A 22664-nucleotide genomic window follows, 5' to 3' on the forward strand; every position below is an offset into this window, starting at 1 on the left:
GGTATTTCCGGCATGATTGCGCTCTCAAGCGGCCTGTTTTTGGATTTTTGTTACATTCCGGATGGCGGTTTGTTGCGCCTTGTAACCGGCCTGGCCCCCGAAGGGGTTTTGCGGGGCGCCGGACCCCGGCGGCCGGCACCGGCCGCTTTCGGTCAGCGTGCTCAACTTCGGGTCAGGAATGCGCCGGTCCGCGCAACCAAAGAGGCCCGGTCCTGACCTTCCGCAACAGCCGCTGCCTGGGGTGTTGCGGTACACTGAAAACAGACTTGGGTTCAAATGCTTGCCCTCAAGATACCAGCCGCGCTCCGGCGCTGGCTGCTGCCAAGGAGAGTGATCATGCACCGTATCATTTACGTCAGCCAGGCCGTGCGCGGCATGTCCAGCAAGGAGCTGGCCGTGATCGTCGGCAAGGCGCAGAAATCCAACGCCGCCGCCGGTGTGACCGGTATGCTGGTCGGCCACATGGGGTGGTTCCTGCAGGTGATCGAAGGCCCGGCGGAGGCGCTGGCTGCGCTGTTTCACCGCATCAGTGCCGACCCGCGCCACGGCAACATCCGGGTGCTGGTCAGCGAGGCGGCCCCGGCCCGGGCGTTCCCGGAGTGGCGGATGGCGTTTTCGGAACCGCACGCGCTGCCTCCGTCCGTGCAAAAGCACGTGTTTGCGCTGCAGAACCTGATCCCGATCAACAGCCCCGACCGCGGCAGCGAAACCGCGGTGCGGCAGGTTGTGCGCGACTTTCTGGCCGCCTTCGAGCGGCTTGAAAAACCCGCCTGAGCGGCACCGCCGGGCGGGTCATCCCGCCGCTGGCGGCCACGGCTTCAGCGCCTTCAGCGCCGCCAGGTCCGGTGTTCCCAGCTGGCTCATGTTCGCCTGCATGTCCTTGGCCAGAATGTCCGTCAGATGCGCCGGGCCGTCCGCGCCAAGTGCGGCCAGCGCATAGTGGCAGGCCCGGCCCAGCATGACGAAATCCGCACCAAGGGCCAGCGCCCGGATGATGTCCAGCCCGCCTTCGATGCCGCTGTCGAAAACCAGCGGAATGCGCACCGCTTCCCGGATCTCCGGCAGCACCTCTATTGCGGCGGGGCAGCCGTCGAACTGGCGGCCGCCGTGGTTGGAGATCCAGACCGCATCGGCGCCGGCCTCTTCCAGCCGCTTGGCATCCTGCGCGCGCAGCACCCCTTTGACGACGAACGGGCCGTCCCAGTTGCGCCGCAGCCAATCCACATAATCCCAGTCGGGCGAGGTCCGCAGCAAATAGCCGACATGGGCGGTCGGCGGCAGGTTTTTCTGCGCACCGGAGATATATCTGTCCAGCGTCCGCATATGCGGCATCCCCTGCCGTGCCATCCCCAGCGCCCAGGCGGGGCGGATGGCGATCTGCGCCAGCAGCCGCGGGGTCAGCCGCGGCGGCTGGGTCAGGCCGGACCGGGTCTGCCGCTCCCGGCGCGAGGCGGCGGGCACGTCCACCGTCAGCACCAGCGTCCTGAACCCCGCATCCCGGGCCCGCGCCAGCAGGTCGGCGCGGATGCCCTCGTCCTTGGGCGGATAAAGCTGGAACCAGGCGTCCTGCCCCAGATGCGGCGCCAGGTCCTCCGGCGACTGGCTGGCCACGGTGGACAGGCAGAACGGAATGCCCGCCGCGGCGGCACTGCGCGCCAGCGCGGCCTCGGCGCCGGGCCAGATCAGCCCGGACATGCCCACCGGCGCGATGCCAAAGGGCAGGGCCTGGGCCATCCCCAGAAAAACGGTGCTCAGGTCCGGCTCCATCGGCCCGTGCAGCACCGAGGGCAGGAAGCGGATCCGGTCCAGCGCCCTGCGGTTGCGGGCGCGGGCCTGCTCAGCGCCGGTGCCGCTGTCCAGATAATCCCACACGAACCGCGGCAGGCGGCGTTTGGCGCGGCGTTTCAAATCGTCAAGGCCGGGGTAGCGCTGATGCAGATCCATCCGCGCATTTGGGGGCCGCAGCGCGCAAATGTCCAGACCCGCCGGGCGGTTGCGCCGCTGCCGGCCGCCGCCGTCAGCCCGCCTTGTTCGAACCTTCAGCGGGCCCGCGCGCAGAGGCCGCCTGTTCCGCCGCGCGCCATTCGGCATCCTGCCCGGCCTCGGCACTTGTTGCGGCCACGCAGACCTGGTTCCGCCCCTTCGCCTTGGCGGCGTAAAGCGCCTCATCCGCGGCCCGCAGCAGGTCCTGCGGCAGCAGCCCGTGCGCCGGGTAATGCGCAACACCGGCGGAAATGGTGATCTGCGGCAGCGTCTTTTCGCCATAACGCACGGTGATCTCCTCCACCGCCTGGCGCAGCAGCTCGGCGCGGGTTAGCGCATCTTCGGGGGGAACGCCCGGCAGAATGAGTGTGAATTCCTCGCCGCCGGGGCGGCAGGCGGCCTCGCTGCCGTCGCAAGCCTTGTCCAGCACCGTGCCGACCGCCCGCAGCACCATGTCGCCCGCGTCATGGCCGTGGTTGTCGTTGAATTTCTTGAAATGGTCCACATCCACCGCAATCACGCTGAGGCGCGCGCAGTTCAGGGCGCTGCTGCTGAGGAACTTGCGCAGGCTTTCGGTCATGTGGCGGCGGTTGAACAGCCCGGTCAGCGGGTCGCGCACCGACTGGTCGTGCAGTTGGTCGCGCATCCGCACATTGGCGATCGCCATGCTGATCTGCTCGGCGCACATCTGCGCCAGCGGCTTGCAGGTGGCAAAATCGCCGGCCCGCGGCGGCATCGCCCGCAGATGCATCAGCCCCACGGTCTCGCCATGGGCCAGGATCGGAAAGCAGAAATAGGGCCGCCCGTCATGCGGCACCGCATGGGCGCAGGTGAACTCCACCTCCGAGGCGCCGAATTCATAGGTGCGGCCGCGGCGCAAGCCCCAGCATTCATCGGGCCGGATATGGTCCTTCAGCGCGCCGCCGTTCCAGCTGGCGCAGCCGGCCAGCACATCGCGGGAGTTGGAGAACACATAGATGCTGCCCTCGGCATCGGGCAGCAGGTGGCTCATGAACTCCGACACCATCTTGAACAGCTCATCCAGCGAGCGGCAGGATTGCAGCCACTCGTTCAGCTCCCCCAGCAGTTTGACTTCGCGCGCCAGCTGCATCTGGCTGGCCATGATCTCCTGATCCTTGGCGGCGCGCTGCTGCATCTGCCGCAGGCTGAACCGGTTGGTCCGGATGACGGTAAGGGAGACGATGCCGATTGCCGCCACCATCACGGCAGACACCAGCGCCAGCGAGATCCGCACCCGGTTCAGGAAGGTCTCGCGGAGCGCGGTGATATCCGCATAAAATTCAACCGCCCCGGCAAACCGGCCGCCCTGCAGCACCGGGGTGTAGATTTCCGCCACATCGCGGGTGGCCGCCATGGCGCCTGTGTCGCGGGTTTCAAACCCGTCGATCTGCGCTACCGGTTTGCTGTCCTGGGCATAATAGACCGCGCCCTTGGCCACGATCTGCTGGAAATAGGGTTCGCGGTTCACCGTGCCGATGTCGGCGGGGCGGGTGGACCACAGCACGCGCCCGTCTGCCTGAAACAGCTTGATCCGGTAGGCTTCGGTGGTTTCCGGCAGCAGCGACAGGTATTCGACATCATGCGCGTCCAGCTCGCCGGACAGGAACGTGCCGCCGCCGTCTTCCAGGTGCAGAAGGATGCGGCGGCGCCAGTCCGTTGCCTGCTTGCGCAGGTCGGCCTCCAGCATCCGGTCGACAACCGGGGCGGGGAGGGCATAAACAGCCCAGGCCGACAGCGCGGCTGCTGCCAGCAGCACCAGAAGCAGCGAATAGGTCTTGAGAAGGGGCAGCAGCTGCCCGGCCGGCTGATTTGCCATTCAGATCACTTGTTACGACACGTTTCACCCCAGGGTTGCATGCAAGCGTTGCGGTTTTGTGAATCCGGCAGCCCTGCGCGGCGGAATGTGCCGCGAACATGTTTCAAATCCGCGCTTTCCCGGGCGGCGGGCCTGCGATCCAGAAACGTGTGAACAGAGTGTGAACGTCCTCTTTCCGCCGCCGCTGAATCACGCTAGGATCACGGCCATGAGCAGTTTCGACGAAATGGACGCCTTTGAGGGCGCATCGCTGTCGGCCCGCGCCATGCAGGCGCGGCCGATGCCGTATCTGGACAGCCTCAACCCCGCCCAGCGGGAGGCGGTTGAATGCCTCGACGGCCCGGTCCTGATGCTGGCGGGCGCGGGCACCGGCAAGACTAAGGCGCTGACCACCCGCATCGTGCACCTTCTCAACACCGGCCGGGCGCGCCCGAAAGAGATTCTGTCGGTGACCTTCACCAACAAGGCCGCCCGCGAAATGAAGGAGCGGGTCGGGGCGATGCTGGGCCAGGCGGTCGAGGGGATGCCCTGGCTCGGCACCTTCCACTCGATCTGCGTCAAGCTGCTGCGCCGCCACGCGGAACTGGCGGGGCTGAAATCGAACTTCACCATTCTCGACACCGATGACCAGATCCGCCTGCTGAAACAGCTGATCCAGGCCGCGGGCATCGACGACAAGCGCTGGCCCGCGCGGATGCTGGCCGGAATCATCGACGACTGGAAGAACCGCGCGCTGACGCCGGACAGGGTGCCTGCCGCCGATGCTGGCGCCTACAACAACCGCGGCACCGAGTTTTATGCCCAGTACCAGACCCGCCTGCGCGAGCTGAACGCGGTCGATTTCGGCGACCTGCTGTTGCACATGGTGACGATCTTCCAGAACCATCCGGACGTGCTGGAGCAGTACCAGCGCTGGTTCCGCTACATCATGGTGGACGAATACCAGGATACCAACGTCGCCCAGTACCTGTGGCTGCGGCTCTTGGCGGGCAAGCACAAGAACGTCTGCTGCGTCGGCGACGACGACCAGTCGATCTATGGCTGGCGCGGTGCCGAGGTTGGCAACATCCTGCGGTTCGAAAAGGATTTTCCCGGCGCCATGGTGGTCCGGCTGGAGCAGAACTACCGCTCCACCGGCCATATCCTTGCCGCCGCCGCGGGCGTCATCCGCGGCAACCAGGGCCGCCTGGGCAAAGAGCTGTGGACCGAGGCCGGCGACGGCGAAAAGGTCCGCCTGATCGGCCATTGGGACGGCGAGGAAGAGGCCCGCTGGATCGGTGAGGAGATTGAGGCGATGCAGCGCGGCACCCGCGGCCAGGCGCCGCTTGGGCTGGACCAGATGGCGATTCTTGTGCGCGCCTCCCACCAGATGCGCGCGTTCGAGGACCGGTTCCTGACCATCGGCCTGCCGTACCGGGTGATCGGCGGCCCGCGCTTCTATGAGCGGATGGAGATCCGCGATGCGATGGCCTATTTCCGCGTCGTGGTGTCTCCGGACGACGACCTGGCGTTCGAGCGCATCGTCAACACCCCCAAGCGCGGCCTCGGCGACAAGGCGCAGCAGACCATTCAGGGCCTCGCCCGCGAAAACGGTGTTTCGCTGGTGGAGGGCGCCCGTCTGGCGGTGGAGGGCGGCCAGATCAAGGGCAAGGGCGGCGGCGCCCTGCGCGAACTGGTCGAGGGCATCGCCCGCTGGGGCCGCATGGCCGGCGATCCCGATCTCACCCATATGGAGCTGGCCGAGATCATCCTGGACGAGTCCGGCTACACCGCCATGTGGCAGAACGACAAAACGCCGGAGGCGCCGGGCCGTCTGGAAAACCTCAAGGAACTGGTGAAGGCGCTGGAGTCGTTTGAGAACCTCCAGGGCTTCCTCGAACACGTCAGCCTGGTGATGGACAACGACAAGCAGGACGCAGACGAGAAGGTCTCGATCATGACCCTGCATGCTGCCAAGGGCCTGGAATTCCCCGCCGTCTTCCTGCCGGGCTGGGAGGACGGGTTGTTTCCCTCGCAGCGCTCGATGGATGAAAGCGGCCTGAAAGGCTTGGAGGAAGAGCGCCGCCTTGCCTATGTCGGCATCACCCGCGCCGAACAGATCTGCACCATCTCCTTCGCCGGCAACCGCCGGGTGTTCGGCCAGTGGCAGTCGCAGCTGCCCTCGCGGTTCATTGACGAACTGCCGGAGGAGCATGTCGAGGTGCTGACCCCGCCGGGCCTTTATGGCGGCGGCTACGGCGCGGCGGCGCCCGGGGCCTCGATGGGGGCAGGGCAGGTGCGCTCGACGATCGAGGAAAAGATGGCGCAGGCGGATGGCTACAACTCCCCCGGCTGGAAACGGATGCAGGCCCGCGCCGGCCAGCGCGGTCTGTCGCAGCCCAAGGAAAGCAAGCACCAGGTGATTGACCTGACCGCCACCTCCAGCTTCACCCTGGGAGAGCGCGTGTTCCACCAGAAATTCGGCTACGGCGCCATCACCGGGATCGAGGGCGACAAGCTGGAAGTGGATTTCGAAAAGGCCGGCACCAAGAAAGTGGTTGCCCGCTTCGTCTCCACCCCGGACGACGTTCCGTTCTGATCAGCGCTCTGGCGCCGGCTGTGCCGGCGGATCGGATCGCGCAGCGATCCGATCCGGGCGCGGGGGCGGCGGGCAGCACAGCTGCCCGCCGCCCCCGCGCCACCCCCATCCTCTGACAAAGACGTGACAGCGGCAGGCCTTTTGCCTGGCTGCAGCCGCTTGCCTGCACCATGACCACAGGAGGCCTGCAAGGCGCAGGCTTTCATGTGATGTTCTGAAAATTGATGTCCTGAAAATCAAGAAACGGCGGCGCCCAGGGAGGAGGAGGGGCACCGCCGTTCTGTCAAACACCGGGGAAAAGGGAGGAGGAGACCCCGGTGATTCAAGCCCGGCTTGTGACCGGTATAGGGTGCGGCGGCATCAGGGAGGAGGAGGATGCCGCCGCGTAGCACAGGCTCTTCAAAGGGAGGAGGAGGAAGAGCCTGATCTCTATCAGTTGTTCTCGTATGCGGCCTGGTAGGCGACGCGCTTGATTTCGCAGCGGCTCAGGCCCAGGTCCGCCAGCTCGCGGCCCGACAGCGCCGACAGCTCATTGACGGTCTGGCGGTACAGGCGGTAGCGGGTGACCTTCACCAGCATCGCGTTCAGGAAGCCTGCCGGGGATGCCACGCTCACTGCGGAGATTTGATGTGCTGCAGCCATGGTTCCGTTCCTTCATCCAGCCGTTTCGTCATCTGCGTCTTGCGCCTCAGTGGCGCCGCTTGAGCCATAATTTAGGGATCTCCCCGGAAGTCGCAATCCCGTGCTTCGTCAATGCTGCTATGCAGCATCTGCATGGGTGACGTATGGGTATGTAACTGGAATATGACAATAATTTCGGCAACGGCTTACGCATCTGTATAATTATGCGGCACCGTGCGGCGGTTTTTGCATGGCGCGCAGCCCCGTCTGTTGACAAGCGCCGCCGCCGGTCCCCGCGGCCCGCGTGCGGCAATCGGGCCCGGCGGGTTTCACGCGCCGCCGCCGCCGCATATATAAGGCGCGAAGAACACGCAGGAGAGCAGTCATGCCGGTCACCCAGGATCAGATTCACGCAGTGCTGGAGCGGCTGGCCCTGCCGGACGGCGGCACGCTGGTGTCGCGCGACATGCTGCGGGCACTACGCATCGAAGGCAACAGGGTCAGCTTCGTGATCGAGGCCCCGAGCCTTGAGATCGCCAAGCTGATGGAGCCGCTGCGCAAGGCGGCCGAGGCGGCGGTGCTCTCGCTTGACGGTGTCGAAGCCGTCTCCGCCGCGCTGACCGCCCACGCCCCGCAGCAGCCTGCGCCCAGCCTCAAGGTCGGCGGCCACCCGAAACCCCAGGCGGAGCCGCTGAAGCCCGCAGGCGTCAAGCGCATCCTGGCCGTTGCCTCCGGCAAAGGCGGGGTGGGGAAGTCCACCATATCGTCGAACCTGGCCGTGGCGCTGGCCCGGCAGGGCCGCAAGGTGGGCCTTCTGGATGCAGATATCTACGGCCCCTCCCAGCCCCGGATGATGGGCGCCGCCGGCCGCCCCGCCAGCCCCGACGGCAAGACCATCGAGCCGCTGCACGCGCATGGGGTCACGCTGATGTCGATCGGCTTCATGCTGGAGGAGGGCAAGGCGGTGGTCTGGCGCGGGCCGATGCTGATGGGCGCGCTGCAGCAGATGCTGGGCCAGGTGAACTGGGGCGAGCTGGACGTGCTGATCGTCGATCTGCCGCCCGGCACCGGCGACGTGCAGCTGACGCTCTGCACCAAGGCGGAGCTGTCCGGCGCCATCGTTGTTTCCACCCCGCAGGACGTGGCGCTGCTGGACGCGCGCAAGGCGCTGGACATGTTCAACACGCTGAAGACCCCGGTGCTGGGGCTGATCGAGAACATGTCCTTCTTCACCTGCCCGGACTGCGGCGGCGAGCATCACATCTTCGGCCACGGCGGCGTCGCGGCTGAGGCCGAGACACTGGGCCTGCCGCTCCTGGGCGCGCTGCCGATTGATCTGGAAACCCGGCTGGCGGGCGACAGCGGCACACCCGTCGCGGCGGGGGAGGGGCCAATGGCCCAGGCTTATGCCCGGATCGCGGAAGGGCTGGTCCGGGGCGGCATGGCCTGAGGCCCCGCGGGCACGCACAAATTCTCTCTAGTATATGATGGCGCCTCGCGCCGGATGGCCCGCCCCCTGTGGCGGGCCTTCTGTTGTTTGCGGCCCGCACATGGGCGCTGATGGGACAGGCTGCCGGTCCTGGGGCCGCATGGGACAGGCCGCCCGGGACAAAGGCGCGTTGGGCGGGCGGGATCCCATGGGATCGCTGGGAATTCACGGGATCTGCGGGAAATCATGGGCGCCATGGGAAATCATGGCCCTTTTCTCCATCCATTTCCTCTTGCCAGCACGAATCACCCCGTGCTGAAACGCTGGCAAAGAGAATTTCTGGTGCAAAGGCGCGGGCTGATTTGCGAACGTTAAGCGAACACCGGCAGAATCTACGAGTTCCTCGCCGGAATCGCGGGAAACTATGGGAAAAAAATTGCAGCCGCAACTCCCCTCTATATGTTGTGTTTGTGCTGGCTTTTCTTACAACAAATTCCGGATTTGGCCCCAAATAGGCCGCGAATCTGGGCCGAATCTTCGGATTCACTGTCAAGAGCTTGGCGGTTTTGGGCAGAAAACAGTTGCAGGGCCATCAATTCCCATAGTATCCCTGTTTCATCGGATGAGACGAGGGACGGGGCGCCAAACGACCCCAAGCCAAAAAACAAAACAAGCAGGTTTCATACAGGCCTTCGCTTTCATCGAACCAAGAGATCCGGCGCGCGAGCGAGCAGACATCCCCCCAGGTGGCGCGCGCAGTCGGACATCCCGCAAAGCGGGCCAAGGCGGCGGGTTGATCAGTGGCAGCAGATCAACCCGCCCCTTTTCATTCTGGGGGACGGATTAACGCGAGGGACGCGCGAAAAGGACGGGAAATTGGGCCGCAGGTTCAGAGGCGAAAGCCACCACAAGGTGGACAGCAAGGGGCGGGTGTCAATCCCCGCCTCCTTTCGCCGTGTCCTGGAGGCCGCCGATCCGAACTGGCAGCCGGGCCAGAACCCCGATCTGGTGATCGTCTACGGCGACCATCGCCGCAACTTCCTGGAATGCTATACTATAGAGGCGATCGAAGAGGTCGACGCCAAGATCGACCAGCTGCCGCGCGGCTCGATGCAGCGCAAGATGCTGCAGCGCATGTTCCACGGCCAGTCCTTCCCGACCAATGTGGATGAGACCGGCCGCCTGGTGCTGCCCGCCAAGCTGCGCCAGAAGATCGATCTGGAGGCCGAGGCCTTTTTCATCGCCGCGGGCGACACCTTCCAGATCTGGAAGCCGGAAACCTATGAGGCCGAGGAACTGGCTCAGGCCGAGAAATGGATGGAAGAGCTGCCCGAGGACTTCGATCCGATGGAATTCCTAGATGGCGCCGGGAGCGCTTAAGACATGACCCAGGACCAGAAAGCTGCCAATGGTCCCCACATCCCCGTTCTTCTGCGCCCGCTGTTGCAGGCGGTGGCGCCTGTCACCGGCCGCTGGCTGGATGGCACCTTCGGGGCCGGCGGCTACACCCGCGGCCTGCTGGACGCCGGGGCGGAGCAGGTGATCGGCGTTGACCGCGACCCGCTGGCCTTTGAACTGGCAAAACCCTGGGCAGGGCAGTACGGCGACCGCCTGATCCTGCAGCAGGGGGTGTTCTCGCGCATGGACGAATACGCCCAGGACCTCGACGGCGTGGTGCTGGACCTTGGCGTCTCCTCGATGCAGCTGGACCTGGCCGAACGCGGCTTCTCCTTCATGAAGGACGGCCCCCTGGACATGCGGATGTCGCAGTCCGGCCCCTCCGCCGCCGACCTGATCGCGGAGCTGACCGAAGCCCAGATCGCCGATATCCTGTTCCACTACGGCGAGGAGCGCGCCAGCCGCCGCATCGCCAAAGCCATCGTCCGCGAGCGCGATATCGAGCCGATCACCACCACCCTGCGCCTTGCGGGCATCATCGAGAGCTGCCTGCCGCGCCCCAAGCCCGGCCAGTCGCACCCCGCGACCCGCAGCTTCCAGGGCCTGCGCATCGCGGTGAACGCCGAATATGAGGAGCTGTTCGAGGGCCTCCTGGCCGCCGAACGCGCGCTGAAGCCCGGCGGGCTGCTGGCGGTCGTGACCTTCCACTCGGTCGAGGACCGCATGGTCAAACGCTTCTTCCAGCACCGCGCAGGCAAGACCGGCCGCGCCAACCGCTATGCGCCGGAGCAGGAGGAAACCCCCGCCCAGTTCGAGCTGGTCACCCGCAAGGCGGTGGGGCCGGACGATCAGGAGCTGGCCGAGAATCCCCGCTCCCGTTCCGCCCGCCTGCGGGTCGGGCGCCGCACCGATGCCGCACCGGGGCCGATCTCGGCCAAGGAGCTTGGAATGCCGCAGCTGAAAGAGACGCGTAAATGAAGACCCTGCTGTATGCCGCAACTTGTCTGGCTGTGTTTGGCCTTGCCTTTTGGGCCTACCGCGAAAATTACGCTACCCAGCAAGTTCTGAAGGAAACCCGCGCCCTGCAGCAGCAGATCGGCGCGGCGCAGGTCCGGCTCAGCGTGCTGAGGGCCGAATGGGCCTATCTGAACCGCCCGCAGCGGCTGCGCGATCTGGCGGATATCAACTTCGACCGCCTTGGCCTCCTGCCGCTGCGCCCGGATCAGTTCGGGCGGGTGGATGAGGTCTCCTACCCGGTGCTGCCGGATCTGGAGATCACCAACGAGGTCGAAGTTTCCGGCCTGAATGTGAGGACGCAGCCATGATCCGCACACCGCTCCGCCCGCTGGCCCGTGTCCTGCACGCCCGCGCAACCGGCGCGAACCCGGACGCGATCGAACGCGAAAACCTCAGCCTGCGCCATCAGGAGATGCAAGTGCAGGCCCGCCAGCGCGCCGAGGGGCGGCTCCTGGTGCTGGGCCTGTTCTTTGTCTGCGCCTTCGGGGCGATCATTGCCCGCATGGCGATGACCGCGGTGTCCGAACCGGCCGAGCCCGTGGCCAGCGTGCCGGGCAGCGCCATCGCCATGCAGCGCGCCGATATCGTCGACCGCGAAGGGCGCCTGCTGGCCACCAATTTCGAAACCCATTCCCTTTATGCCCAGCCGCCGCAGATGATCGACCCCATTGGGGCGGCGGAAAAGCTGGTGGACATCTTCCCCGACCTGGATCGCGAACGACTGATCAAGGATTTCACCGGCAAGCGCAAGTTCCTGTGGGTAAAGAAGAAAATCAGCCCCGAACAACTTCAGGCGGTGCATGACATCGGCGATCCCGGCCTGATGTTCGGCCCGCGCGAAATGCGGCTTTACCCGAACGGCAGCCTGGCCGCGCATGTGCTGGGCGGCGCCGGTTTCGGCAAGGAGGGCGTGAACGCCGCCGAGGTGATCGGCGTTGCCGGCGTGGAGCGCCAGTTCGACGACTACCTGCGCGACCCGGCCAACGCGGGCAAGCCGCTGCAACTGTCGCTGGACCTCACCGTGCAGGCGGCAGCCGAGCAGGTGCTTTACGGCGGCATGAAGCTGATGAACGCCAAGGGCGCCACCTCGATCCTGATGGACACTCATACGGGCGAGGTGATCTCGGTGGTCTCCTTCCCGGACTTCGATCCCAACGACCGGCCGCGCCCGCCGACCTCCGGGTTCGACCCCTCCGACAGCCCGCTGTTCAACCGCGCGGTGCAGGGCGTCTATGAGCTTGGCTCCACCTTCAAGATCTTCACCGCCGCGCAGGCGATGGATCTGGGGCTGGTGGGCGCCGACACAGTGATCGACACCCGCGGGCCGCTGCGCTGGGGCCGCTTCGCGATCCGCGATTTCCGCAACTACGGCAACGAGATGTCGGTGACCAAGATCATCGTCAAATCCTCCAACATCGGCACCGCGCGGCTGGCGCAGCAAATCGGGGTGGAGCGGCAGAAAAGCTTCCTTGAAACGCTGGGGATGCTGGAGCCGACGCCGTTCGAAATCTCCGAGGCCGCAGGCGGTAAGCCGCTGTTGCCCGCCAACTGGTCGGAGCTGTCGGCGATGACCATTTCCTACGGCCACGGCATCTCCACCACGCCGATGCATCTGGCGGCGGGCTATGCCGCGGTGGCCAACGGCGGCCGCTACGTGGCGCCGACGATTCTGAAACGGAACGGCGCGCAGCTGGGCCAGCGGGTGATGAGCGAGGCCTCCGCCGCCGCCGCGCGCAAGATGTTGCGCAAGGTGGTCAGCGAAGGCACCGCATCTTTTGCCGAGGTCGAGGGCTATCAGGTGGGCGGCAAAACCGGCACCGCCGACAAGCCCAAGCCCCGCGGCGGCTATTACGAGGACAAGGTGATCGCCACTTTTGCCTCTATTTTCCCGGCACATGACCCCAAATACGTTCTGATCGTGACGCTGGACGAACCCTCCATCATCGCCCACGGCGAGGAGCGCCGCACAGCCGGCTGGACCGCCACCCCGGTGGCGGCGGAGATGATCGGCCGCGTCGCGCCGCTCTTGGGCCTGCGTCCGCAAGTTGAACCCGCAGAGGTGACTGGTATAACCCTCACCTCGAACTAATCCAGGGTAGAGGGCCGCCATGAGCAGCAGCAGACCAGACCAGCCTCTCAGCCAATTGGGGCTGACCGCCCGCGGCGGCGCCGACCCGCAGATCCGCGGGCTGGCGGTGGACAGCCGCGAGGTGCGCGACGGGTACCTTTTTGCGGCCCTTCCGGGCAGCCAGGTGCATGGCGCCAAATTCATCCCCGCCGCGCTGGAAAAGGGCGCCTCGGCGATCCTGACCGACGCCGCGGGTGCAGGCATCGCCGCCAAGGTGCTGGACGAAAACCACGCCGCCTTGGTGGTGGTCGAAGACCCGCGCCAGACGCTGGCCTATGCCGCCGCCCTGTGGTTCGGCGGCCAGCCGCAGACTGTGGTTGCCGTGACCGGCACCAACGGCAAGACCTCGGTCGCGACCTTCGTGCGCCAGATCTGGACCGAGCTGGGCCATGAGGCCGTCAACATGGGCACCACCGGCATCGAGGGCGCCTGGAGCTATCCGCTGGCCCACACCACGCCGGAACCCATCACGCTGCACCGCGCGCTGGCCGCTGCGGCAGAGGCGGGTGTCACCCATGCGGCGATGGAGGCGTCCTCGCACGGGCTGGACCAGCGCCGCCTGGACGGGGTGCAGCTGGCCGCAGCCGGTTTCACCAATTTCACTCAGGACCACCTGGATTATCACGAGACGTTTGAGGCCTATTTTGCCGCCAAGGCGGGCCTGTTCCGCCGGGTGCTGCCGGACGAGGGTGTCGCCGTCATCAACATGAACGACCCCCGCGGGGCCGAAATGCGCGCCGTGGCCGCCGCCCGCGGCCAGGAGGTGATCAGCGTGGGCCGGGGGCTGGGCGACCTCAGCCTGCTGGGCCTGCGCTATGACGGCACCGGCCAGGACATGCGCTTTGCCTGGCATGACAAGCCGTTTCAGGTGCGCCTCAACCTCATCGGCGGCTTCCAGGCGGAAAACGTGCTGCTGGCTTGCGGGCTGGTGATCGCCGGCGGCGAGGACCCGGAGCGGGTGTTTGAGACCCTGCAGCATCTGACCACCGTGCGCGGCCGGATGCAGCTGGCGGCGGAGCGGGACAATGGCTCTGCCGTGTTTGTCGACTATGCCCACACACCCGACGCGGTCGCCAGCGCCATCAAGGCGCTGCGCCCGCATGTGCTGGGCCGGCTGATCGCCATCGTCGGCGCCGGCGGTGACCGGGACACCAGCAAGCGGCCCCTGATGGGGCAGGCGGCGCATGAGAACGCCGATGTGGTGATCGTCACTGACGACAACCCCCGCAGCGAGGATCCGGCAGTGATCCGCGCCGCAGTGAAGGGCGGCGCGCCGGACTGTATCGAGATCGGCGACCGCGCCGAAGCGATCCTGCGCGGGGCTGACATGCTGGGGCCGGGTGATGCGCTGATCATCTGCGGCAAGGGGCATGAGACCGGCCAGACCGTGGGCGACACGGTGCTGCCCTTTAACGATGTGGAGCAGGCCAGCATTGCCGTAACCGCGCTGGACGGGAGGATGGCATGACGCTCTGGACCGCAAATGAGGCCGCCGCCGCCACCGGCGGGCGGGCGCAGGGAGACTGGGCTGTCTCCGGCCTGTCGATCGACACCCGCACTATCGCGCCCGGCGATATGTTCGTGGCCCTGAAAGCCGCGCGCGACGGCCATGACTTCGTGGCGCAGGCGCTGGAGAAGGGCGCAGGCGCGGCGCTGGTTTCCCGCATCCCGGAGGGCGTTCCAGCGGATGCGCCGCTGCTGATCGTGGATGACGTGCAGGCGGGGCTGGAGGCCTTGGGCAAGGCGTCGCGCGCCCGCACGGACGCCAAGGTCGTGGCCGTCACCGGCTCGGTCGGCAAGACCTCGACCAAGGAGATGCTGGCGCGGATGCTGTTGGATCAGGGCCGCACCCATGCCGCGGTGGCCAGCTACAACAACCACTGGGGCGTGCCGCTGACTTTGGCGCGGATGCCGCGCGATGCCGAATATGCGGTGATCGAGATCGGCATGAACCACCCGGGCGAGATCGCGCCGCTCGCAATACAGGCGCGCCCGCATGTGGCGATGGTGACCACTGTGGCGGCGGTGCATCTGGAGGCGTTTGAAAACGTCGAGGGCATCGCCCGCGAGAAAGCCGCGATCATGGAAGGGCTGGAGCCCGGCGGCGTCGCCGTGCTGAACGCCGATATCGCCGAAGCGCATGTGCTGCGCGATGTGGCCGCTGGCCTGGGCGTCTCAACCCGCTGGTTCGGCGAGAGCGCTTCTGACTACACCCTGCACTCTGCCGGGATCGAAGGCGAGGAGACCGTCGCTCGCGCCACCGCAAACGGACGGGAAGTAGAGCTGCATATTCAATCGCTTGGCGCGCATTTTGCGATGAACGCCTTGGGCGCGCTGGCCTGTGTCGAGGCGCTGGGGGCCGACCCTGCGCGTGCCGTTGAAAGCCTCGCCCTGTGGTCGCCGGTCAAGGGGCGCGGCGTGCGCGAGGCGGTCCGGCTGGCGGGCGGCGAGATCACCCTGCTGGACGACAGCTACAACGCCAACCCGACCTCGATGGCGGCGGCGCTGGCGGTGCTGGCGGCCACGCCGGGGCAGGGCCGCAGGATCGCCTATGTCGGCGACATGAAGGAGCTTGGCCCGCAGGAGGCCGCGCTGCACGCCGGGCTGGCGGATCTGGACGCGGTCAAAGGCATCGACAAAGTCCACTGCATCGGCCCGCTGATGCGGGCGCTGCACGAGGCCCTGCCGGAAGGCAAACGCGGCGGCTGGTATCAGACCAGCGCCGAGGCGGTGCCCGGGCTGGCGGGCGAAATCCAGGGCGGCGATATCGTGCTGGCCAAGGGCTCTTTGAGCATGGCGCTGGCCAAGATCGTTGACGGCATCCGCGAAATGGGTCAATCCGGCCCCAACTCAGAAAACGCTTAAGAAAAACGAGGGAAGGGCCAGGATGCTCTATTGGCTGACCGCTTTGTCGGACGGGGGGGATTTTTACAACCTGTTCCGCTATATCACATTCCGCGCAGGCGGCGCCTTTTTGACCGCGCTGGTCTTCGGCTTCCTGTTCGGCAAACCGCTGATCAACGTGCTGCGCAAGCGGCAGGGCAAGGGCCAGCCGATCCGCAATGACGGGCCGGAGGGGCATTTCTCCAAGGCGGGCACCCCGACCATGGGGGGCTTGCTGATCGTCGGCGCGCTGCTGACCGCGACGCTGATGTGGGCGCGCTGGGATAACCCCTTTGTCTGGCTGGTTCTGTTTGTGACCATGGCCTATGGCCTCATCGGCTTTGCCGATGACTATGCCAAGGTCTCCAAGCAGAACACCAAGGGCGTGCCGGGCAAGGTGCGGCTGCTGCTGGGGGTACTGATCGCGGTGACCGCCTCGCTGTGGGCCGCGGCCTATCACCCGGAGCCGCTGCAGAACCAGCTGGCGCTGCCGGTGTTCAAGGACACGCTGATCAATCTCGGGATCTTCTACGTGCCGTTTTCGATCTGCGTCATCGTCGGTGCGGCCAATGCGGTGAACCTGACAGATGGCCTTGACGGGCTGGCGATCATGCCGTCGATGATTGCGGCCGGCACGCTGGGCGTCATCGCCTATGCGGTGGGGCGCGTCGATTTTACCGAATATCTGGACGTGCATTACGTGCCCGGCACCGGCGAGATCCTGATCTTCACCGCGGCACTGTTCGGTGCGGGCCTCGGCTTCCTGTGGTACAACGCGCCGCCGGCGGCGGTGTTCATGGGCGACACCGGCTCGCTGGCGCTGGGCGGTGCCCTGGGCGCCATCGCGGTCGCCACCAAGCATGAGCTGGTTCTGGCCATTGTCGGCGGCCTGTTCGTGGTTGAGGCGCTGTCGGTGATCATCCAGGTGCTCTACTTCAAGCGCACCGGACGGCGGGTGTTCCTGATGGCGCCGATCCATCACCACTACGAGAAGAAGGGCTGGGCGGAGCCGACCATCGTGATCCGCTTCTGGATCATCTCGCTGATTCTGGCGATGATCGGCCTGGCGACGCTGAAGGTGCGGTAAGGCACGCCGTTGTCCCGCCGCGCCGTATCTCCGGCGGGGCGGTTGGATCTCTTTAAACTCTGGAACCGCTCGGGGCTGCTGCTTCGGGCGGTTTGTCTTTGTGAAGAAGGCGGCGCCGCCGGAGGGGCGGAGCATCGGATGGCCGTTGTCAGCGGCCATGTCCGTCTATCGGCCTTTCGCGGACCCGCCCTGCACCCAATGAGGAGGTGGTCTGAGGGGGCCGGTCTCCTGGTCGTCTCGTTGCAACGGATTGACCGTAGCTCAGCCGGGTGAAGATGCGGTGAGGGCAGCGTGCGGCGGGTACGCAACGCATGCCAAAGAGGTTCCGCCCGGCGGCACGCCGGGCAGCGCCCGGACCGACCCCACGGGGAGGGCGCTTTACGCCCACCCCTCGGTCCGGGCGCTGCCCTTGGTGGCGAACGCGGGGTTTCAACTGCATGCGATTTGATAGATTTCGATGCAGATGAAAATGACGCCCCACTATAAGATGGGCGGGTTGCGCAGGACTTTTTTTGTCGGATTTCTTAGTGGCATCGGAGTACCAGACCCAGTTTTGGGCTGTATCGTCCGCTATGGCCGGCTGCGTGGTTTGGTGCCTGCTGACCAGAGGAAGGGGCGGCAGTTAACCGTGCAGGCCAGGGTCAGGCTTCGGCGGAGACGTCATCAAGACCTTGCCTAACTCCGGCTGCGTTTCCGTTGTCTCTTTGTGGTGTGTGTGGCGAAAATCACGGATGTGCGGAGGGCAGGCGATGATCCCAGTCAAGGATAATGAGCGTGCAGAGGTGGCAAAGCCGGGGCGCTCGGTGCAACCGGATCAGAAAACCGACCAGTCCATCTCGCGGGCCAGCCGCTCCATCGCTTCGGTGCCCAGCTTGGAATTGCCGTTGTGGTCCAGGCCCGGGGACCAGACCGCGACACTGGCCTTGCCGGGCACGATCGCCAGGATTCCGCCGCCGACACCGCTTTTGGCGGGCAGGCCGACGCGGTAGGCAAACTCGCCCGATCCGTCGTAATGGCCGCAGGTCAGCATCAGCGCGTTCAGGCGCCGGACCCGGCCCTGCGACACCAGGCTTGGCCCCTTGTCGGCCCCGATCAGGAAACGCCCCGCCTTGGCCAGCTGCACCGTCGTCATTTCGGTGGCGCATTGGTGAAAATAGGTGCCGAGCGTCTTTTCCGGCGTGTTCTTGAGGTTGCCGAAGGACGCCAGGAAGTTGGCAAGGGCAAAGTTGCGGTGGCCGTGCCGGGTTTCCGAACTGGCCACGGCCTTGTTGATGTGGATGTCGTCGTCACCCGCCGCGGCGCGGATGAAGCCGAGGATTTCCGCCAGCGCCTCCTTCGGCTCGCGGCCCGCCAGCAGCTCATCCGTGGTGACGATGGCGCCTGCGTTGACAAAAGGGTTGCGGGGGCGGCCGCGCTCATGCTCCAGCTGGACGATGGAGTTGAAGGCGGTGCCGGAAGGCTCGCGCCCGACACGGTTCCACAGCTGGTCGCCTGCACGCCCCAGCGCAATGGCGAGGGTGAACACCTTGGTGATGCTTTGCGCCGAAAACCGGGTTTGCGCATCGCCTGCGTGAAACAGCTTGCCATCGGCGGTGGCGACCGCGATGGCAAACTGGTCCGGGTCGACCTGGCCGAGTTCGGGAATATAGCTGGCGACCGCGCCGCGGCCGGCGCGGCTGTGCATCTCTGCGCTGATCCGGTCGAGCAAGGTTTGCATATCCGGTGCCACGCGCCGCGTCCTCCTGTTTCTTCAGGGCGAATTTCGGGCATGGGCCGGGGCTTGTCAATCTGACGGCCCCGGCTGAGGGCACTGGCAAAGCCTGAAGGGATCGGTTAGCGGTTTCTGCACGGATTTCGAGGGAGTGCAGGCGATGATCCCGGTCAAAGGATATGAGGGCGCGAAACTGGCGGTTCTGGGGCTGGGACGGTCCGGCCTGGCCACCGCCCGCGCGGTGCGGGCAGGCGGCGCCGAGGCGCTGTGCTGGGATGACAACCCCGCAGCGCGGGAGGCGGCGGAGGCGGAAGGCTTCACCTGCCGCGATCTGCATAAACCGGGCGCCTTTGACGATGTGGCGGCGCTGATCACCTCGCCCGGCATTCCGCATCTCTACCCCAAGCCCAATCCGGTGATCCGCGCCGCGATGGAGGCGGGCGTGCCGGTGGACAATGACATCGGGCTGTTCTTCCGCTCCTTCGCGGATGCCGACTGGCAGATGCACGACCAGCCGCCGCGGGTGGTGGCGGTCACCGGCTCCAACGGCAAATCCACCACGGTGGCGCTGCTGCACCATATCCTGCAGGAGGCGGGACGCGAGAGCCAGCTGGCGGGCAACATCGGCCGCGGCGTCTTGGACATTGACCCGCCCGGCGAGGGTGGCGTGGTGGTTCTGGAGCTGTCGAGCTACCAGACCGAACTCGCGCGCGCGCTGACCCCGGATGTGGCGGTGTTCACCAACCTGTCGCCGGACCACCTGGACCGGCATGGCGGCATTGGCGGCTATTTCGCCGCTAAGCGGCGGCTGTTCGCCGAAGGCGGGCCGGACCGCGCCGTCATCGGCATCGACGAGGACGAGGGGCTGTTTCTAGCAGGCCAGCTGTCCGAGGGCGCCAGCGACGACCGGGTGATCCGCATTTCCGCCGCGCGCAAGCTGACGGGGCCGGGCTGGCAGGTCTTTGCTCGCAAGGGGTTCCTGTCTGAGTACCGCAAGGGGCGGCAGGCGGCCTCCATCGACCTGCGGGAGATGACCGGCCTGCCGGGCGCGCACAACCACCAGAACGCCTGCGCGGCCTATGCGGCGGCGCGCACACTGGGTCTGGCACCGCGGGTGATCGGCGACGCGATGGCGACTTTCCCGGGTCTGCCGCATCGCAGCCAGACCATCGCTGAGGCGGCGGGCGTGCGCTATGTGAATGACAGCAAGGCCACCAATCTGGACAGTGCCGTGAAGGCCTTGAGTGCGTTCAAGAACATCCGCTGGATCTGCGGCGGCTTGGAGAAGGACGGCGGGCTGGAAGCGCTGAAGGGGCAGACCGGCAATGTGCAAAAGGCCTATGTGATCGGCCGCGAGGCGGCGGGATTTGCTCTGCAGCTGGATGTGGAGGCGGAGGTCTGCACCACGATGGCTGCTGCGGTGGAACGTGCGATGGCTGAGGCGCAGGCGGGCGACACCGTGCTGCTGGCACCGGCGGCGGCGAGTTTCGACCAGTACGACAACTTCGAACAGCGCGGCGAGGATTTCATCGCTGAGGTTAAGAAGCGGCTGGGGTAGGCTGTCAGCGGGGAGGGGGCTTCAGGCTCACCCAAGCGGAATACCCGCTTCGCACCCGCCTTCACTTGTCCTGTGCCTGCCAGAGCTGCCGCGCGCGCCCAAGGGAAATAGCGGTATCCGCCTGCGGCGGAGCCTCCGCGATTTCCCTTGACCCCGCCCATCATCCCTGGCCGCCCGTGCCCAAGCGAAGGCGGCTCCGAAGCGGAAAGCTCCAAACGGTCCGGTGCCGGACGGCCCGTGGCGGCGGCTGAGCGTCAGTCAGGGGCGAGCCCTGCCGTCTCCTCTGACAGGATGCCGAAATAGCCGGGCAGGAGATCATGCAGGCGCTGGCGGCCTTCTGCCGTCAGGAAGACTTCTTTGGAGCGGCCGTCCGTCCGGCTTGCAGCGAGCGTTATCAGGCAGTCCTGCTCCAGCCCCTGCAACGTCCTGCTGAGCACCGGCTTGGAGATATCTATCCGCTGCGCGATGTCATTCGGGGTCAGCGACTGGCGCTGCGGCTCCCGGTCGATCACGATCAGCACCAGGAACCGCAGCTGCGACAGCCCATGGGCGGCGAAATAGCTGTCGAGCCTGCGGATGAGAAGGCTGGCGCGCCGCATCATCACCAGGGCGCCGGTGATGCGCGCAGGGTCCGCGCCGCAGGGGGCGGCGTAAGCGTCGACCATCTGCTGCGACGGGAGATCCTTGAGGAAGAACACCGGCGTTCAGGCCAGCGGCGTCATCTTGTGGATTTCGACCGGTGCCGCCAGCCAGTCTTCGTATTTGGCAAAGATCGGGGCGATGTAGGGGGCGGCGTAATGCTCTGCCAGCGCGCCGTCGCTGGCCCATTCCTCGTCCAGATAAAAACAGGTGCCGTCACGGCCTTCGAGCAGGTTGAACTTGAGGCAGCCCGGCTCGGCGCGTGTCTGGGCGAGAATGCTGAGCAGGCTGTCCCGGACGGCGTCCTGGTGTTCCGGCTTGGGCGTGATCTTGGCGAACAATTGAAAAGGGGCGGTCATGGGAAACTCCATTTAAGTTATCACGATAACTAAATAGCCGGCGGGCGGCTTGGAGTAAAGCTGCGCTTAGCCCTTGGCGGCGATGGCGGTGCCCGCGGCATGGCCTGACGACCAGGCCCATTGGAAGTTGTAGCCGCCGAGCCAGCCGGTCACGTCCACCGCCTCGCCGATGGCGTAGAGGCCGGGGGCGGCTTTGGCCTCCATCGTTTTGGAGGAGAGGCCATCGGTGCTGATGCCGCCCAAAGTGACCTCCGCCGTGCGGTAGCCTTCTGTGCCCGCGGGCAGCAGGCGCCAGTTCTGCAAGGTCTCGCACAGCGCGGCGAGCGCGGCGTCGGACTGGTCGGCCAGACGGCCCTTGAGGCCAAGCTGGGGCGCGAGGAACTCCACCAGTTTTCCGGGCAGGTGGCGGGACAGCTCGGTGGTCAGGTCGCGGCGGCCCCCGGCCTGGCGCTGGTCGCGCAGCAGGTCGTAAAGCGGCGTCCCGGGGATCAGGTTGGCCGTGATCTCCTCCCCCTCGCGCCAGTAGGAGGAGAGCTGCAGCACCGACGGGCCGGAGAGGCCGCGGTGGGTGAACAGCAGCGCTTCGTCAAAAGAGGTGCGGTGGTTGCTGAGGCGTGCAGGCAGGGAGACGCCGGCCAGCGGCTGGAAGCGCCCGTCGGGGAAGGTGAAGGGCACCAGCGCCGGACGGGTGTCCGTGACCTCCAGCCCGAACTGGCGGGCGAGGTCATAGGCGAGGCCTGTGGCGCCCATCTTGGGGATCGACTTGCCGCCGGTGGCCAGCACCAGGTTGCGGCAGGTGACGGTCTGCGCCTTGCCCTCGCGCAGGAGCCGGACCGTGTAGCCCTCCGCGGTCTGCTCCACGGCCTCGACCGAGGTCTGCAGCCACAGGTCCGCGCCGGCCTGCGCCATCTCCTGCGTCAGCATGGCGATGATCTGCTTGGCGGAGCCGTCGCAGAACAGCTGGCCCAGGGTTTTCTCGTGCCAGGCGATGCCGTGGCGGTCCACCAGTGCGATGAAGTCCCACTGGGTGTAGCGGGCCAGCGCCGACTTGCAGAAATGCGGATTGGCGGAGAGGTAGTTCTTCGCCTCCGCGTACATGTTGGTGAAGTTGCAGCGGCCGCCGCCGGAGATGCGGATCTTCTCGCCCGGCGCCTTGGCGTGGTCGATCACCAGGGTGCTGCCGCCGGAATGGCGCGCGCACATCATGCCGGCCGCGCCGGCGCCGAGAATCAGGGTGTTTGTCCGCATGGCGCGCATCGACCACGGAACCGGCGCCGGCGCAAGAGGGAGGTCCCGGCGGCGGCTGTTTGCGCATCGCCGGCGGCAAGCGGGCGGCTTCTTGCCTGTCAAGGCAGGCCTGCGGCGGGGCGGTGGGATTCCGCCGAGGGGCGTTCTTTTTCTGGCGCCAGCGCTCACGAATCGTTACAGTTTAAGGG

General features: G+C 66.4%; 18 protein-coding genes. 11 read left to right on the top strand and 7 right to left on the bottom strand.

Annotation, left to right across the window (positions count from 1 at the left end):
• Positions 1-336 precede the first annotated feature (336 nt).
• Positions 337-774 (top strand): BLUF domain-containing protein, encoded by a 438-nt coding sequence (locus R2C4_RS05735; RefSeq protein ID WP_208764525.1) that lies wholly within the window; start codon positions 337-339, stop codon positions 772-774.
• Positions 775-792: 18 nt separating this feature from the next.
• Here the strand turns inward: R2C4_RS05735 and R2C4_RS05740 are convergent, their stop codons facing one another.
• Together R2C4_RS05740 and R2C4_RS05745 are read right to left on the bottom strand one after the other, a co-directional pair.
• Positions 793-1944 carry an alpha-hydroxy acid oxidase gene (locus tag R2C4_RS05740; RefSeq protein WP_141889925.1) on the bottom strand — a complete coding sequence of 384 codons (1152 nt, stop codon included), beginning with the start codon at positions 1942-1944 and terminating at the stop codon, positions 793-795.
• 73 nt (positions 1945-2017) lie between these two features.
• On the bottom strand, positions 2018-3820 hold the full coding sequence (locus tag R2C4_RS05745) for a sensor domain-containing diguanylate cyclase (RefSeq protein WP_141889926.1): 1803 nt from the start codon (positions 3818-3820) through the stop codon (positions 2018-2020).
• 208 nt (positions 3821-4028) lie between these two features.
• Here R2C4_RS05745 and R2C4_RS05750 point away from each other — a divergent pair, with 208 nt between their 5' ends.
• On the top strand, positions 4029-6398 hold the full coding sequence (locus tag R2C4_RS05750; RefSeq protein ID WP_141889927.1) for an ATP-dependent helicase: 2370 nt from the start codon (positions 4029-4031) through the stop codon (positions 6396-6398).
• A gap of 432 nt (positions 6399-6830) precedes the next feature.
• Here the strand turns inward: R2C4_RS05750 and R2C4_RS05755 are convergent, their stop codons facing one another.
• Positions 6831-7040, bottom strand: coding sequence for a DUF1127 domain-containing protein (locus tag R2C4_RS05755; RefSeq protein WP_058284417.1), 210 nt, complete (start codon positions 7038-7040; stop codon positions 6831-6833).
• Between the two features lie 364 nt (positions 7041-7404).
• Between R2C4_RS05755 and R2C4_RS05760 the strand changes: the two genes are divergently transcribed.
• The 8 genes from R2C4_RS05760 to mraY all read left to right on the top strand — a co-directional run bounded on the left by R2C4_RS05760 (position 7405) and on the right by mraY (position 16961).
• Positions 7405-8469 carry an Mrp/NBP35 family ATP-binding protein gene (locus R2C4_RS05760; RefSeq protein WP_141889928.1) on the top strand — a complete coding sequence of 355 codons (1065 nt, stop codon included), beginning with the start codon at positions 7405-7407 and terminating at the stop codon, positions 8467-8469.
• Positions 8470-9324: 855 nt separating this feature from the next.
• Complete coding sequence (gene mraZ, locus R2C4_RS05765; RefSeq protein ID WP_141889929.1) at positions 9325-9828, top strand: division/cell wall cluster transcriptional repressor MraZ; 504 nt, start codon at positions 9325-9327, stop codon at positions 9826-9828.
• Between the two features lie 3 nt (positions 9829-9831).
• Positions 9832-10824, top strand: a complete 993-nt coding sequence (gene rsmH / locus R2C4_RS05770; RefSeq protein WP_141889930.1) for a 16S rRNA (cytosine(1402)-N(4))-methyltransferase RsmH — start codon at positions 9832-9834, stop codon at positions 10822-10824.
• On the top strand, positions 10821-11171 hold the full coding sequence (gene ftsL / locus R2C4_RS05775; RefSeq protein WP_058284420.1) for a cell division protein FtsL: 351 nt from the start codon (positions 10821-10823) through the stop codon (positions 11169-11171). Before rsmH ends, ftsL begins: the two co-directional genes overlap by 4 nt.
• Entirely contained in the window at positions 11168-12952 is a 1785-nt protein-coding gene (locus R2C4_RS05780) for a peptidoglycan D,D-transpeptidase FtsI family protein (protein ID WP_141889931.1), read from the top strand. Before ftsL ends, R2C4_RS05780 begins: the two co-directional genes overlap by 4 nt.
• Positions 12953-12971: 19 nt before the next feature.
• Positions 12972-14459, top strand: a complete 1488-nt coding sequence (locus R2C4_RS05785; protein ID WP_141889932.1) for a UDP-N-acetylmuramoyl-L-alanyl-D-glutamate--2,6-diaminopimelate ligase — start codon at positions 12972-12974, stop codon at positions 14457-14459.
• Positions 14456-15856, top strand: a complete 1401-nt coding sequence (locus tag R2C4_RS05790; protein WP_141889933.1) for a UDP-N-acetylmuramoyl-tripeptide--D-alanyl-D-alanine ligase — start codon at positions 14456-14458, stop codon at positions 15854-15856. The genes R2C4_RS05785 and R2C4_RS05790 overlap by 4 nt, the downstream gene beginning before the upstream one ends.
• 22 nt (positions 15857-15878) lie before the next feature.
• A complete protein-coding gene (gene mraY / locus R2C4_RS05795; protein WP_058284424.1) occupies positions 15879-16961 on the top strand; it encodes a phospho-N-acetylmuramoyl-pentapeptide-transferase in 1083 nt (360 codons plus the stop codon).
• A gap of 814 nt (positions 16962-17775) precedes the next feature.
• Here mraY and R2C4_RS05800 read toward each other — a convergent pair.
• Positions 17776-18678: a glutaminase gene (locus R2C4_RS05800; RefSeq protein ID WP_414671959.1), complete on the bottom strand. Its 903-nt coding sequence runs from the start codon at positions 18676-18678 to the stop codon at positions 17776-17778.
• 154 nt (positions 18679-18832) lie between these two features.
• Between R2C4_RS05800 and murD the strand changes: the two genes are divergently transcribed.
• Positions 18833-20230 (top strand): UDP-N-acetylmuramoyl-L-alanine--D-glutamate ligase, encoded by a 1398-nt coding sequence (gene murD / locus R2C4_RS05805; RefSeq protein WP_141889935.1) that lies wholly within the window; start codon positions 18833-18835, stop codon positions 20228-20230.
• Positions 20231-20484: 254 nt separating this feature from the next.
• Here the strand turns inward: murD and R2C4_RS05810 are convergent, their stop codons facing one another.
• The 3 genes from R2C4_RS05810 to R2C4_RS05820 form a co-directional block, all read right to left on the bottom strand.
• The gene (locus tag R2C4_RS05810; RefSeq protein WP_244940786.1) at positions 20485-20895 is read right to left on the bottom strand and encodes a MarR family winged helix-turn-helix transcriptional regulator; all 411 of its coding nucleotides are present in this window, start codon (positions 20893-20895) and stop codon (positions 20485-20487) included.
• A gap of 39 nt (positions 20896-20934) precedes the next feature.
• Positions 20935-21228, bottom strand: coding sequence for a putative quinol monooxygenase (locus R2C4_RS05815; protein ID WP_141889937.1), 294 nt, complete (start codon positions 21226-21228; stop codon positions 20935-20937).
• 66 nt (positions 21229-21294) lie between these two features.
• Entirely contained in the window at positions 21295-22476 is a 1182-nt protein-coding gene (locus R2C4_RS05820) for a BaiN/RdsA family NAD(P)/FAD-dependent oxidoreductase (RefSeq protein ID WP_141889938.1), read from the bottom strand.
• Positions 22477-22664: the final 188 nt, after the last annotated feature.

Source organism: Leisingera aquaemixtae, from assembly GCF_006740765.1.
Taxonomy (GTDB): Bacteria; Pseudomonadota; Alphaproteobacteria; order Rhodobacterales; family Rhodobacteraceae; genus Leisingera; species Leisingera aquaemixtae.